The sequence below is a fragment of the Rhodococcus sp. 5A-K4 genome, assembly GCF_046097995.1.
In the GTDB taxonomy this organism is placed as follows: domain Bacteria; phylum Actinomycetota; class Actinomycetes; order Mycobacteriales; family Mycobacteriaceae; genus Rhodococcus_F; species Rhodococcus_F erythropolis.
Genome location: NZ_JBJURM010000004.1, coordinates 17,557 through 31,846 on the forward strand (window position 1 = coordinate 17,557; position 14,290 = coordinate 31,846).

The 14,290-nt window shown below is 60.3% G+C and carries 14 protein-coding genes; 3 read left to right on the forward strand and 11 right to left on the reverse strand.

Translation table 11 applies throughout. From position 1 onward, the window contains the following. Window positions 1–2 precede the first annotated feature (2 nt). The 5 genes from ACKAMS_RS06890 to ACKAMS_RS06910 form a co-directional block, all read right to left on the reverse strand. A complete protein-coding gene (locus ACKAMS_RS06890) occupies window positions 3–3,017 on the reverse strand; it encodes a Tox-REase-5 domain-containing protein (RefSeq protein WP_408988794.1) in 3,015 nt (1,004 codons plus the stop codon). Then, window positions 3,014–3,352 (reverse strand): hypothetical protein, encoded by a 339-nt coding sequence (locus tag ACKAMS_RS06895; RefSeq protein ID WP_029254242.1) that lies wholly within the window; start codon window positions 3,350–3,352, stop codon window positions 3,014–3,016. The genes ACKAMS_RS06890 and ACKAMS_RS06895 overlap by 4 nt, the downstream gene beginning before the upstream one ends. Before the next feature lie 62 nt (window positions 3,353–3,414). Next, window positions 3,415–3,807 (reverse strand): hypothetical protein, encoded by a 393-nt coding sequence (locus ACKAMS_RS06900; RefSeq protein WP_029254241.1) that lies wholly within the window; start codon window positions 3,805–3,807, stop codon window positions 3,415–3,417. A 92-nt stretch (window positions 3,808–3,899) separates the two neighbouring features. Continuing rightward, window positions 3,900–4,583 (reverse strand): MspA family porin, encoded by a 684-nt coding sequence (locus ACKAMS_RS06905; protein WP_408988795.1) that lies wholly within the window; start codon window positions 4,581–4,583, stop codon window positions 3,900–3,902. A gap of 590 nt (window positions 4,584–5,173) precedes the next feature. Next, a complete protein-coding gene (locus ACKAMS_RS06910) occupies window positions 5,174–6,025 on the reverse strand; it encodes a glycoside hydrolase family 43 protein (RefSeq protein WP_241896030.1) in 852 nt (283 codons plus the stop codon). Window positions 6,026–6,275: 250 nt separating this feature from the next. Here ACKAMS_RS06910 and ACKAMS_RS06915 point away from each other — a divergent pair, with 250 nt between their 5' ends. Both ACKAMS_RS06915 and ACKAMS_RS06920 read left to right on the forward strand, forming a co-directional pair. Then, complete coding sequence (locus tag ACKAMS_RS06915; protein WP_020905815.1) at window positions 6,276–6,770, forward strand: DUF1877 family protein; 495 nt, start codon at window positions 6,276–6,278, stop codon at window positions 6,768–6,770. Window positions 6,771–7,172: 402 nt separating this feature from the next. After that, entirely contained in the window at window positions 7,173–7,553 is a 381-nt protein-coding gene (locus tag ACKAMS_RS06920; protein WP_020968146.1) for a hypothetical protein, read from the forward strand. A gap of 435 nt (window positions 7,554–7,988) precedes the next feature. Here ACKAMS_RS06920 and ACKAMS_RS06925 read toward each other — a convergent pair whose 3' ends face one another. After that, on the reverse strand, window positions 7,989–8,261 hold the full coding sequence (locus ACKAMS_RS06925; RefSeq protein ID WP_029254238.1) for a hypothetical protein: 273 nt from the start codon (window positions 8,259–8,261) through the stop codon (window positions 7,989–7,991). 532 nt (window positions 8,262–8,793) lie between these two features. Next, entirely contained in the window at window positions 8,794–9,195 is a 402-nt protein-coding gene (locus ACKAMS_RS06930; RefSeq protein ID WP_020905813.1) for a hypothetical protein, read from the reverse strand. Window positions 9,196–9,230: 35 nt separating this feature from the next. Here ACKAMS_RS06930 and ACKAMS_RS06935 point away from each other — a divergent pair, with 35 nt between their 5' ends. Continuing rightward, entirely contained in the window at window positions 9,231–9,389 is a 159-nt protein-coding gene (locus tag ACKAMS_RS06935; protein ID WP_155250639.1) for a hypothetical protein, read from the forward strand. Between the two features lie 414 nt (window positions 9,390–9,803). On the opposite strand, the gene ACKAMS_RS06940 is transcribed toward ACKAMS_RS06935, so the two are convergent. The 4 genes from ACKAMS_RS06940 to ACKAMS_RS06955 form a co-directional block, all read right to left on the reverse strand. Further along, window positions 9,804–12,170, reverse strand: a complete 2,367-nt coding sequence (locus tag ACKAMS_RS06940) for a hypothetical protein (protein ID WP_020905811.1) — start codon at window positions 12,168–12,170, stop codon at window positions 9,804–9,806. Next, on the reverse strand, window positions 12,167–12,508 hold the full coding sequence (locus tag ACKAMS_RS06945; RefSeq protein ID WP_050768562.1) for a hypothetical protein: 342 nt from the start codon (window positions 12,506–12,508) through the stop codon (window positions 12,167–12,169). The genes ACKAMS_RS06940 and ACKAMS_RS06945 overlap by 4 nt, the downstream gene beginning before the upstream one ends. 84 nt (window positions 12,509–12,592) lie before the next feature. Next, a complete protein-coding gene (locus ACKAMS_RS06950) occupies window positions 12,593–12,988 on the reverse strand; it encodes a hypothetical protein (protein WP_020905809.1) in 396 nt (131 codons plus the stop codon). A gap of 129 nt (window positions 12,989–13,117) precedes the next feature. Then, entirely contained in the window at window positions 13,118–13,801 is a 684-nt protein-coding gene (locus ACKAMS_RS06955) for an MspA family porin (protein ID WP_020905808.1), read from the reverse strand. Between the last annotated feature and the right edge of the window lie 489 nt (window positions 13,802–14,290).

Here is a 14,290-nt window from a genome sequence, read left to right on the forward strand (position 1 = left end):
CTTCACTCCCCTCCAAATACGATGATGTTGATGTTCTCCAGCCCGATGACCTCGTCGAACGCATCCTCCATTATCTGCGCAGCTTGTTCTTGCAGAAACACCCATTGGAGGTGTGCATCGCTGCCCGCAAGAGCTATGGCTCGGACCTGTCGCTCAGCTTGCTCAAGCATGCCATCGACAATATTGTCGCGCATGAAGTCTGGTACATGCGGTCTGAACAGCATGTCGTAATTACCTTTGACCTCTTGAAGCATATTGAGTTCTTGGATCCAGTTGTCGATACTGATGCGCCCGGTTGGTCTGAAAGGCGCCGGAAGGTAGTAAGTGAACGCTGGGTCAACTCCGGTAACAAACTGCTGAAAAGCTGCGTTGGGTGTCAAATTGCCGTTCTGGTCGAACATCGACGCGATCTCTGATGGATAGGCGTTGTCCCAAATACCGTGACCGCCCTCAGGATCTCCGAGTATCGGAATACGACCTGCAGGAACGTCTGCGGGTTCACCGGTTTCGATTCCGCCAGGATCCGTCTGCGTGTTGGTAATCGGAAGCGATACGCCTGGTTCGCCAGAATCGGGCTGTAGCGGCGGGGTAGCGACAGTCGGCCGGTCTGTCGGACCTGGAATAACACCTGGCTGCTCGATCGTGCTCGGATCGGTGGCGAAGGGGTCGAATTCCGGTGGTCCGGGTTGCTGCGGAGCGCCGGGAGCATCCGGATTCACCGGCACATGACCGACATCGGGCAAAGTCGGCACACTCGGTTCCTCGACGTGACCTGGCGAGGGAGCCTTCGGTTCTGGGTTCGACCCCGGATCAGCAACCTCACCGGGCGAGGGTGATTCCCACTCGCCACGATCGGGATCGCCGGGCGAAGTGGGTTGCGAGGGTTCCGGAATCGTGGGATCCGGGCGTGCAGGTTCATTCACGGAAGGGATCGTGGGTTGGTCATGTTCGGCAGGTGGAACGGTGCCGTCGATGACGGGTATGCCGCGCGGTGGCACTGTGCCCGGCCGGGGAACACTCTGCGCCGGAACAGCCGGTGAAGTAGCCGGGGGGCGGGTCGGTGCTGTCCGGTTCGAGACGATCAGGTCTTCGGCCCGGACTGCGCCAGCAATCAGACGCCCCCCACGCAATGGTGGGAGAACGAAGCTCATGATCTCGCCGGTGTAAGGCTGATCGTAAGCGACACCGGGGTCCAGATGCTGCGCGTCGCCTATCCGAACTGGTTCGCCGGTGCTCCAGTCGTACAGGGACAGTTCCGAGTTGGAATGGTCGAAAACCTGGTAGGGACGTCCCTGCTCGTCGTAGGTGACCTGCAGGTCGTGCTCTTCTCCCTGCGCGTCGGTGTACGTCCAACTCCACACGTTCGGCACCTTCGAGGGTGTGCCGGACCAGTTGGTTCCGTTTTCGTCCGTGAAGGAGGTGTCAGTGACGACAGGTTCTGTGGTGTAGTCCTGCCCGCCGATGTTCGAAGTGATCGGCTCCTGCGTTTGATCGGCGAGTATCGCGTCGCCGACAGGGTTTCCGGTTCCTGTTTCGGCGATCGGTGGTTCGGAGACCTCGTGGTTGGGGTCACCGACCATGAGCTGGCCGAGGTCTGAATCCGCTGGGTCCGCAGGTTCTGTGGTGTAGTCCTGCCCGCCGATGTTCGAAGTGATCGGCTCCTGCGTTTGATCGGCGAGTATCGCGTCGCCGACAGGGTTTCCGGTTCCTGTTTCGGCGATCGGTGGTTCGGAGACCTCGTGGTTGGGGTCACCGACCATGAGCTGGCCGAGGTCTGAATCCGCCGACTCCGGAGGGTTGGCGGCGAGGACGTTTTGTGCGTCCCGGCGTGCTTGTTCGCCCTCCGGGGTCATCGGGCCGATGAAGTTCGCCTGCGCTTCGAGCGCAGCACGTTCTTCCGGTGTCAGCTCCGGGTCGGCGAGGATCGGGTACAGCAGGTTCTCTATGCCTGCGGTGTCGACGACCTGGACGAGTTGCCCGTCCCGGATCTCGTAGTGCGTCGGGATGGGTGTGCCGTTGGCGTCGTACGCCCACGGGGCATCGATTGTCGAGACCGGGTTTCCGTCGGCGTCGAAGACGGTGACCGTGCCATCGGGGTTGACGCTCATGTGACCGCCGGGCGGCACCGTCACCGGAATCACGGATTCGTGCGACGACGTTTCGTCGTGGATCAGGAAGAAGAACCGGCTTCCGCCGGTGATCGGATCGAACACCCGCAACGAGGACTGCCCGCCAGGTGCGTACGCAGTCAACGGCGACGCGACAGTCCCGACCGCCTGGGAGAGTACTGATTCGGGCGTGCGGGGGCTGAAAGGTCCCGGCCGCCCGCGCACTCCGATACCCGCAGCGGTGAACGCTGCAGCGCCGATCAGGGTGAGTTCGAGATACCGGTCACGGCCCGAGTCCTCCCCGTCGGTGGAAACATCTGCTGCCGGGTCCGGAACCGTTTGGGCCGGTGCGGTATTCGAATCCGAATCCGTGGGGATCGGTCCGGGACCACGATCGGTGGTGGTTCCCTCACCCGGGGTGGGTGTGGGTGAGGGAACCGCTGATGCCGATGCATTGGGGAATGCACCGACACCAGTTTCCGAGGCCGGGGACTCGGAAGCAATGGGCGGAACCTCGATCGTCGGCACAGGGACGATGGGGGTGCCGTTGTAGGTGGGAAAGTTCGTCGGAGCATTGGCCCCGACATTTGGGCCACCGCCTGGAGCCTGCGCACCGGGGAGCCCGACAGTGGTCGTCGGCGCAGTGGTCGACGTCGTGGACGGCGCACTCAGGCACGGGTTGATGATCTCTGGCGGGATGGGCGCACCAGGTGGCAGCGACGCAATGAGATTCAGGTAGATCTGATGATCACGTGCCCGCACCGCCGCGCAGTCTTCTTCCGGCGTCGCGTTCGCCGGAGCGGCGGAGAGTGCGATTCCCGCACCGATCGCTCCGGCCGCTCCGGTCAACAGCGCCCCGGCGGCAAGCACTCCCGCGAGAGTCCGGCGAAGTCGTCTACCGGACTTCACCGGTGCGCACCACGATTGTCACTCTTCTTCGTTCGGAGTAGCGCGATGAGTTTGTCGGCGCCCCACCAGAACAACCGTCCGGAGATCGACATCCACAAGAAGAATGCCAGGTAAACCAGGATCGTCCCGTAGTCGTTCGCCCAGCCGGCGAGCTTCCCGATCACCGCGAATGCCGCGATCAGCAACCCCAGTCCGACTGCGGTGGCGATCACAGCCTTGGAAAGTGGACTGAGTTCGCTGTCCGGATCCCAGTCATCAACGTCTGCAACGTCTTTACTATCGACGGCAGTGGATTCCGACTGGACACTGCGGCGTTCGGCGTTGTTGACGGTCATGGCTGGAACTCCAAATAGGAAGGGAGAGCGGGGACAACGGGTCGCCGGCGTTCGGCCTGGTATCAGTTCCAGTACTGCTCCGTCAGCACTATGTGCCCCTCACTGGCGGGGTGATTCGGGTCGGAGACAAAGACATTGGCATGCCCACCACGCGCGGCTGCTTCACCGAGCACAGCTCCTTCGAGGGCGTCGACCTTGCCATCGGTAACAGTTATCGCGGAACCAGGCGCCAACCAGACCCCCCTCAGCGAACCTGGAACGATGTTCGCAATCGCATCAGGAATCGGGCTCGCCGCCAGCGCCGCCGTTTCGGCGTTCGAAAGTGAAAGTCCGATCCGGCCATGTTCCGGTTGCACGATCGGAGTTGCAGCAGATGCCACGCCGGCGCCGAGAACACCGATCAGGGCGATACCTGCGGTGAGGGTTCCGGCAGTGGCCAAGGTACGAATCTTCATGATTTCTCCTCTGTGAGCGTGATGAGTAACCACCCCGGGACGGGACGGATCAGGAATTGCTCGCCAGCAGCGCTGACGACGGCTGCTCGGGGTTAGAGCCAGGTGGGATCGGAGTACACGAACAACGTGTTATCCGACGTCGCCGTCGACACCGAGAGTTGTGCATACGAGCGGATCGTCACCGGCCCCATGCACGCATCAACCTTCACGTCCACGTTCTCTGCCGTGATCGACGCCTTCGACGACTCGAGATCCTTCTTCCCCAACGGAATCGTCGTGATCGTGCCCGGCGCAATCGTCGACTGAATACTCGGATTCACCGACGCATTCACACCCACGTTCGCCGACGGGACACCCGAAATACTCACACCGACAGAAGGGCCGAGCGAAAAGCCAAGCCCCAAGCCAAGTCCGGAGGAGACATCGATCTGGCAGCCGATCTGCAATCCCTGCTCGACATAACCGGTCTTCACTGCCGAATCGCCCGCACCACCGATCGTGCCGGTCACCTTCGCCGACACGAACCCCTCACGGGTGAACGCCGTCGTCGCCAGATTCGGCACCGGGTTCGCCGATAGTTTCGTGGCGGCAAGATCCAACGACCAGCCGTCATCGGTGATCGTGCTCGCGAATTTGTCCGACAACGCCGTTGGCGTTGCCGATGCGCTCCCTGCGAAGACCACACCAGACGACAGCGCGGCAACCGCACACGCCGCGAGCCCTACCGCGGCCCTCGATCGACGATGGGATACGCCGTTTTGCGATTCGATCGACATGAACTGCTCCTCCACGTGACACAGCAACCAGAGCGGTAGCCGACAACTAACTGAATTAGTTACCGGACGGTACCAATCGTCCTGTTTGCCCGCCAGCGCGCCATCTCCCCCATCTTGGATTTAGGGTGAACTTTCGGTAACAGATATATATCGACAGGCTTATCAGCAGCGAAAAGGACCTAGGTCCCACTATGAGCAAGGTCACCGTTTACGGACGAGAAGATTACTCAGAAACAGTGCGGCAAATCGAATTGAATCCGCATTTCGCGGGCCTCAGAGCAGTTGAAGACCGAAAGTGCGGGCATCAAGCCAGTGCGCGTACTTGAATATGAAACTAACAGGCATTACTTGGCAATCAATCGTGAAGTACGGCGCCCGAGCGGGGCCTGGGAGCGCAACTCTGCACAGCTCACGCCGAGATACTCACTTCGTGGTCGGCGCGAACTCGTCGGACCCAACGGCATCGCATCGTTAGCTTGTCAATCACTGATTCGCGCAGGCGACGCACACAAGTAGTACGCAAGTACGAGAAAAGGCTCTGACCAAGACCGGAGTCCTTGATCAGAGCCTTACCAACTCGGGGTCGAAAGTTATGCCGGTTCTCTCATGATGCCGAGATGCCGTGCAGTCCCGGACACCCCAGGAACCTCTTGCACAGGAGACCAGGTGTTCAGCCCGTCCGTGCTGTCGGAGTAGAGATACTTTCCTTCGGTATAGGCGTCGAGATAGATCCGCCAGTCGCCGCTCGGCAACTGAACCACGGCCGGACCTTCGACAAGCGAACCCCAATTCCCGGGCGGGACAAACGAATAAGGTCCCGTCACCGAAGGAGCGACCGCATGCTCGACGACCTTCCTCGTCTCGTTCTTGGTGAACGCATGATAGGTCGATCCGACTTTGACCACGGTGGTGTCGATGTGGTCCGCACCGATCCCGGCGAGCGGAACAGGCGGGCTCCACAACCGGAGCGACGGTTCCAACGCCGTCATCAGATACGGCACAAATCCTCCACCGGTCGACATCGACAGGATGACGTTGACGCGATCGCCGTCCACAAACCATTCAGGCGCCCAGGCCTTGGTGACGAATGGTGACAGCGACGGTCCGTCGCTGAAACCAGCCGAACCCGAGAAGCCCGGCGGACTCGCAGAACCGGTGCCATCTCCCGTGCCAGGCATCAAGGCGCAGCAAAACGGAACCGGATAGTTCCCCAGCGGCGTCCAGTTGATGCGGTCGCTGCTGCGTGCGAACCCGATGTTCGCCCCACCACCCGTCGTGTAGGTGAGGTAGTACAACCCGTCCGTGTTCCGGAAGATGCTCGGATCACGCACGAGCCCAGACGGCGGCCTGTACGCCGACTGCTGGACGAGCTGAAAGCCGGTGCCGTCGACCGACTCGTAGACATCCATGTCGCGGTCGCTGGCATTGCTGAACGCCACCATTGTGTATTTCCAGTCAGGCGGCGGCGCGGCGCTGCTGGCAGGGGCTGCGACCAGCAACCCCGCGACGACGAGGATCACCAGCGATACAACAGAAAGGCCGGTCCGTTTTGTCGGAATCACCGATGAAGTATGTATGACAGCAGGCCCACCATGGGTAACTTCGGTCGGAGGCAGAGCAGGATCGTTACCTAAGGCGATTCGTCTTGTAGTGACGGCGGGACGGCGGCAGGTCGGCCGTTAGCATCACGCCATGGAACTTGGGGTACATTTCGCGCTGTCAGACAGCGTGGCAGCGGAACTTCTGGACGCGCGCGGCGACGACGACAAACTCGGCGCTCTGGTCGAGGACATCGAGGAGACGGGCCGATCCGAGTTCTCGTGCGACACGGACAAGGCGTGGGATCCGATCCTGTGCGCCCTCTCCAGCACGGGGTACGAGCGCGTGTCCGAGAACTGGCCGGCCTACGGCGTGATCCTGGGGGACGAAGACCTCAACACCGACACCGACGACCAACTCGTCACCTACCTGGCACCCGATCGGGTCGCCGAAGTCTCCTCGTACCTGGCGGAAATCACCGAATCCGAGTTCGGCGTGCGCTACGACGCAATGCCACTCGACGACCGCAACCCGGAGTACGGCTCCGACGAGCGCGGGTACGCCTGGGGCTGGCTTCAGGAAGTGGCGGACTTTTTCCAGCGCGCGGCCCGAGAGCGTCGCCACGTGGTATTCACCGTGCGGTTCTGACAGTCGAGAGCCCACTGCCGAAGCAGCGCGCCCTCGAAGAATGAAAGACCGCTTGACAGTGGCGCTCAACTGCGGAGGACCCTCTGCGCGGGTTCTTGCTCTGACAATTCCTGTGCCGCAGCGTTTCTGGGTGACCGAGTGCGTGTCCTTCTCGCAGCCAGACTTACCAGTAACGGAACCGTAACGACAGTCCGCGCGCTTCTCTGGCATTCACGATCTTGACCAGCAGTTTCACTGAAACAGTTTATTCTTCAACGGATTTCCAGTAGTGAGCTGCATCTCAAACCAACCCAATGGATTGCTCATTGTTTGCGACATGTCGTTGACTGTTACCGGAAGAATCAGACAAAGTGGCCCGTGGAGGCGCCAACTCGAGTGGGCCACCGACGAGGGAGAAGCCGAATGACGCACCTACGCAGGATGATTACCGCGGCCGCATTGATACCTGCCGGTATCGCAGCCATCGCACTCAGCGGCGCGGGCGCAGCATCAGCTGTTACTCCGATCGCCGACAACGGGCGCATCGGCGTGCAGCTGAACCAGGGTGAGACGGCATTGTTCGGCCAGCTCAATGCCGGCGCTGCGATCGAAAGCATCACTAACTCCACCCAGATCGGCGTGCGCCTCGCACCAGGATCGCGCTTCGAGAGCGGCCCCAACGTCGTCTGGGGACGTCTCGACCAGTTCGCCAACGAAGCAGCCTCCCGTGGTGGAGAAATTTCTCTCGGCGTACTCAACCCGGCGAGGGGTTCACAGCAGTTCTTCTTCATTCAGAACTGGTAATACCCTCCGCCGTCGAATTGATGCTTCGCTCTTCCTGTGGCGGGGCGGAGCATTTTTCGTTTCCCGTGGCCACGTTCGTCGCCGAGTGTTGAACAGGCGACGCTATCCCGGGCGACTTTTGTGAGGACTGTAAACGCGCACCGATTCGAGCGAGAAATTCCTTGTGCCGCTGCGTAATAACGCATCCACAACCGACCCCTGAGGCGAACGAATGAGCTGGACTCGAAAAGAGATAGCGATCATCGTGACCGCCACCGCGGTGAAACGGGTGCTGCCGTCATGGTGCGAAATGGTGTGACGCTGTTCCCAGCAGGATCCGGTCCCACAGGGTTCAGCGTGTGCATGGTGAATGGCAAGCAAAACAGCAGCGCGGGACCATCGCTGAGGTGGTCAAGACCGTCTTTGATTAATCGTCCCCGGACCGAACAAAAAGGACTACGGAAGCAATTCCAAGAATTCTTGGATAAATTCTCGAACTGCCGTCTCATTTTTGGATGCCTTCGCGGGATCGTCCCACCGCACCGCATTTACTATTTCAATCTGAAACCACGCACCCCTCAATTCCTCGAAATCGGGCGCATTTTCGGATTCACGTGCGTCCACATAACTCTCAAATATATCGACGAGCGTTTGTAAGGACATTTTACCTTCCCTGTAATCACGACTAACTTGCTCGCCTTCAGTGCGATATTTTCCGTTTCCCGTCATATCAACTTCACTTTCCTCTTAGCCGACCAAATGAGGTCGTCACAACTGTACCGACCTCGTTAACGACGACTGATAGGTTATTTGCCGAATCATAGAATACGATCGTTGCGTCGCTGCTAGGGGTGGCCACCCCATTTCGAATTGCCTGTTCGACAAGGGAGGGGAGGTTGCCGCGCCGCTGCATTCGATCAAACGCATGCCCAGTGTATCCGCGACCGTTGACCACTCCCGGAGGATTGGTTCCTGGCTTTACGTCCAATTCGCGGCGGATGCTCGAAAAAATGGGATGAGCTGCAGAGACTAGGGGAAGAGGACTACCGCTCGCGATGGCGTTGACAGCTACTGAATTGGGCTGCGCGAAGAGCAGTTTCGAGCCATCGATCATCCTCGTTGCTGTACAGCTTGCGCAAACCGGGCGCGTGTACGCCGCCATGTGGAAAGTACTGTTTCCCATGGCATCTCACTACAAGCTGTTCGGGTACGCGCGAGGGTGGTATTGAGGACATCACGTCAAAGCGCTCTACGCGCCGGCTCAGGTGTTGACCTGATTTCCGTCAGAATCGGTATCTCGTGCTTGGCGGTCAGTGTCTTTGTAGTGCAGTTTGTCGTACCTGTTTACCGGAGGTGCATCCTTCTGCTCGCGGTAGAGCGCCCGTGTCAGCCAAGCACCGAAAACATCGTTGAATCCGGTGGGATGCCTTCGCGTGAGGAAGGGGGTCCACCACCACGCCACGAACACAGCAGCGAAACCGCACAAAAGGACAGGTCCGAGAATCGACCGCTGAGGAGCGGTGAGCCAACCGAAAACGATGGTCAGGATCGACGAACTCCAGTAGATCGTTCTCGCATGACTGCGGTACATCACGTAGGGCGTGGATGCGATCAACGCCACAGCCCCTGTGGTGATCGCACAAATTGCATAAAAGGTGGTCATGGTGCCGATTCCGCTTGAGGAACGGTGTGTTGTCGGTGCACAGGACTCTTCTGCTGGACGCTGCTGTACAGGTAGTCGGTTTTACCTGGAATCATCAGGATGTGGTTGTGTTCCTCTGGGATGCGGTAGGCGAGGTAGTCGTGATCGGCGATCAGGGCAAATGGATGGCCACCCTCGAAGGCGAAGACGTCTGAACCGTCAGCCTGCGAATCCTAATCTGCTCCCACATCACAATAAGCAACTGCTGGCCAGTGTCACTTGACATGACACTGGTCGCGCAAGTGAGTCAAAGCCTGCCTTGATTAGTCGCCCCTGGACCGAGAAAAGAGACTACGGAAGCAAGTCCAAGAATTCTTGAATAACTTCTCGCACCTCCGACTCATTTTTGCTCGAATTCGAAGGATCATCCTGGTTAATTGCATTCATTATTTCAATTTGACCCCAGGCCCCCCTCAGGGTTTCGGAATCTGATGCACGCTCCGATTCGCGTTCTCTGACGTACCTCTCGAATATTTCAACTAGCGCATGCAAGGATATTTTTCCGTCACAATAATCGCGATTAACCTGCTCAGCTTCCAGGCGGTAAATTGATTGATCCGTCATGTTTTTCACTTTCCCGATAAATTGCCAAATGAGGTGGTCACAACTCTGCCCGTTTCATTGATGATAACTGATAGGTTGTTTATCGAATCATAGATCACGGTCGTGTTTCCTCTGCTCGGGGTCGCCACCCCTTCACGAATGGCCTGTTCAACCAGGGATGGGAGTATGCCGCGCTCTTGCATTCGGTCGAACGCATGCCCCGTATATTCACGACCGTTGACTATTCCAGGACGATTGGTTCCGGGCTTTACATTTATTTCGCGATCTCCGCGCCCACCCACAGGCGTCGAGGCCGGTCTGTCTCCGACGGGAATAGTCGGATCGCTAGGGGCTCTATTCCCGGCCTCACCGGCGGTGGCGGCTGCCCTGCGACCTGCGGCTTCGGCGTCTGCGGCGGTTCCGCCGCGCCGCAGAACAGCCTCCACCGCTTCTTGCACGGCAGCTCCGCCGACTCTGCCTCCTGTGCCTACGATCGGAATGAGGGAGACGATATTTGCTGCTGCGGCAGCGATCTCAGCCGGAGAATGCTCGGGTGAAGGTTGTGCTCGTTGGCCGCGATTGAAGCCGAACGGATCGACGGCGGCATCGTGCACGGGGACTACGAGGAAGTTTCGCCACGCATCTCCGAGCGTTCCGACGCTATCGACTGTTGTGTCGACGGCACTTTCCCCGACACCCCACGCGGTGTCCCATACTTTTTGCGGGAACGATCGGTCGTCGGGCGCGTTCGGATCTGGCGGGATCGGCACATTGCCGGTGAACCCGGCAGGCACGTCCCCGTGCGCTTCGGCAAGCTGGTTCGCAGCTTGTTGACGTGGACTGACAGTGGGTTTGGGGCCCGGACTGGTTGTGGTGCGTGGCGACTGATTTGGTTGCGCGGGTTTCGAAGGTGCAACCGGAGGGACTTCGCCGTGTGCTTGGGCGAGTTGGTTCGTTGCTTGTTCCTGAGAGGTCGGCGCGGGCTTCGGTCCAGGTTTGGTGGTGGTGCGCGGTGACTGATTGGGAGATGCAGGTTTCGTGACCGGAGCGGAGCCTTGGGTGGTGATCCCGGCGCACTTACCAGCGGTGGTGCCGCTGTTCGTGGCTCCGGAAGTGTTGCTCGAGTTCGTGTTTCCACTGTTCTGCGGTTTCTGCGGACTTGTGCGCGAGGTCATCGAATTCGGCTTGGGTGCGGCGGTGTTCGTATTTTTCTGGACTTGTTTCGAAGCGACAGAGGTGGGTGCTTTCGCCTTCTTTTCCGGCGGATCAGCCAAAATCGGGTACGCGGTCGCTTCGTCGGCGTACACCGTCTGAATCAGGCGGCCGTCGCGAACTTCGTAGTCGGTGGGAACAGGATTGCCGTTGGCGTCGTACGCCCACGGAGCTGCGACGACCGAGATCGGGTTTCCGTCCGCGTCGAAGACGGTGACTGAGCCGTCCGGATTAACGCTCATATGCCCGCCGGGCGGGACGTCGACGGGGATTTCCGCTTCGTGTGAGGACGTCGCGTCGTGGATGAGGAAGAACGTACGACGTCCTCCGCCGGGTTCGGTGACTGTGATCTTCGACTGGCCACCCTTGACGTACTGCATCAGCGGTGAGGCGAGGGTACCGACTGTCTGGGAGAGGATCGATTCCGGCGTACGCCCACCCAACGGTATGCGTGGGCCGAACGGTGAACGACGCCCACGTACTCCGATCCCGCCGGCTGTGAATGCGGCGGCACCGACCAACACGAGTTCGAGGTACCGGTCACGGCCGTCGCCTTTGTCGAGCCCCGAGGGGGTGACCGTGGGATTTGATTCCGATTGCCCGGGAGCACTATTCGGCGTTCCAGAGGGAACAGGTCCGGGACCACGATCGGGGACCGCTGTGGGTGCGGTCGATCCAGCGGGTTGGGGTGTGGTCGGGGCAGGTCCGCTGGTGGTCGTCGGAACCGGGACTCCTGCAGGGTTCTCGATACCAGATGGTGTCGGCGTATTCGGCTGTCCAGGCAGCGCGGCGCCGGGGACGGGGACGATGGGGGTGCCGTTGTAAGCGGGGAAGTTCGTCGGCGCGTTCGCGCCGACGTTCGGGCCACCGCCCGGAGCCTGTGCACCCGGTAGTCCGACGGTGGTTGTCGGGGCCGCCGTCGGAGTCGTGGTGGGTGCGCTCAGGCACGGGTTGATGTACTCGGGCGGGACGGGGGCACCGGGTGGCAGTGACGCGATCAGGTTCAGGTAGATCTGATGATCACGTGCCCGCACCGCCGCGCAATCCTCCGCCGGTCCCGCAGTCGCAGGTCCAGCGGTCAGCGCGATTCCCGCACCGATCACCCCCGCCACCCCGGTCAACAGTGCTCCGGCGGCGAGTGCTCCCGCGATGGACCTGCGCAGCTTCAGCACGGACTTCACCGGCGATCGCCCGTGTTCGACTTCTTCCGCGCCTCGGCGATGAGCTTGTCTGCGCCCCACCAGAACACCCGGCCCGCGATCGACATCCACAGAAAGAACGCCAGATATACGAGAATCGTCCCGTAGTCAGCCGCCCAGCCCCCGAGCCGTCCGATCGCCGCGAACGCCGCAATCAACAATGCGAGACCGAAGACGGTGGCGATCACGGCCTTCGAGGTTTCGCTCAGCTCGCTGTCGGGGTCCCAGTCGTCGGTATCCGCACTGCGGGCGCCGCGAGCAGTGGCCGGCGGCTCAGTCATCGGGCGGGACCGAGCGTGTTCAGCGTTGCGGATGGTCATGACAGAAACTCCAAACGGCGGATAGGTGAAGTGAAACAACGAGTTCGGCGGCAGCAGTCAGGGTCTTGGTTTACCGGCCCTAGTTCAGTTCCAGTGCTGGTAGGTCTGCACGATGTAGCCCCCGGTGACGGGATTGTTCGGGTCGGACACGTAGATGTTGACGTAGCCACCCGGATGCGCAGCAGCTTCGGCGATCACGACCCGATCGGGGGCGCTGGCCCTGCCGTCGACGTTCGTGATGACCGAACCCGGTGCCCGACCAACCCACCGCTGCGAGCCGAGAACAATGTTCGCGATTGCATCGGGGATCGGGCCCGCCGCCAGTGCTGCGGTTTCCGCATTCGAGAGCGAAAGCCCAATCCGACCATGATCCGGCTGCACGATCGGGGTGGCAGCCGATGCCACGCCCCCGCCGAGAACACCGATTACGGCGATGCCTGCGGTGAGCACTCCGGCTGTGGCCAAGGTACGAATCTTCATGAACTTCTCCTGTGATGGTGATTGATGGGCAGACCCATGCCTAGGGCCTCGCCTGATGAGTGCGCGCGGACACGGCGACTTGCACGGATCGGATTTCGACGGCAGCCCTGACGGTGCCCCGTCAGGCGTCTAGAGCCAGGTCGGATCGGAGTACACGAACAACGTGTTATCCGACGTCGCCGTCGACACCGAGAGTTGTGCATACGAGCGGATCGTCACCGGCCCCATGCACGCATCAACCTTCACGTGCACGTTCTCTGCCGTGATCGACGCCTTCGACGACTCGAGATCCTTCTTCCCCAACGGAATCGTCGTGATCGTGCCCGGCGCAATCGTCGACTGAATACTCGGATTCACCGACGCATTCACACCCACGTTCGCCGACGGGACACCCGAAATACTCACACCGACAGAAGGGCCGAGCGAAAAACCAAGCCCCAAGCCAAGTCCGGAGGAAACATCGATCTGGCAGCCGATCTGCAATCCCTGCTCGACATAACCGGTCTTCACCGCCGAATCGCCCGCACCACCGATCGTGCCGGTCACCTTCGCCGACACGAACCCCTCACGGGTGAACGCCGTCGTCGCCAGATTCGGCACCGGGTTCGCCGACAGTTTCGTGGCGGCAAGATCCAACGACCAGCCGTCATCGGTGACCGTGCTCGCGAATTTGTCCGACAACGCCGTCGGCGTTGCCGATGCGCTCCCTGCGAAGACCACACCAGACGACAGCGCGGCAACCGCACACGCCGCGAGCCCTACCGCGGCCCTCGATCGACGGCGAGATGTTCGTGCTTTCAATTCGGTTGCCATGAGTAACTCCTACGTCGCGGACCAGCAACCAATTCGGTAGCTGAACACTAACTAAATGCAAGTTACCGGACAGTACCAAGCGTTCCGTTTTATCAACAGGCTCCCGCGACCAACTATCGGAGACTTGCGGTGAACTTCCGGTAACAGATACATATCGACAGGGCTCAGAGCAGGGAATGGGACTTAGGTCCCAATGTGGCGAACGACACCAAACTTGGACCATCCGCCCAGTGGTGACAGTCGAGCAAACGTGCAAACAAGGCACGATCCGGAGCATTTCAGCAGATTGCATGCAACGCGGTCTCTGGCGATATGGCCACGCAAACTTATTGAACGACCAACAGTTAATTGGTGGCGCGCAGCTCATTCGGACACCAAGCGCAAGGAGGCCGCGTAAACCACGAGCCCATCTAGCCAAGGAGGGAATCGAATTGACCACCAGCCGCACGATGCGATCACCTGGAACTCTCGTCGCCGAGCGCCGCAATG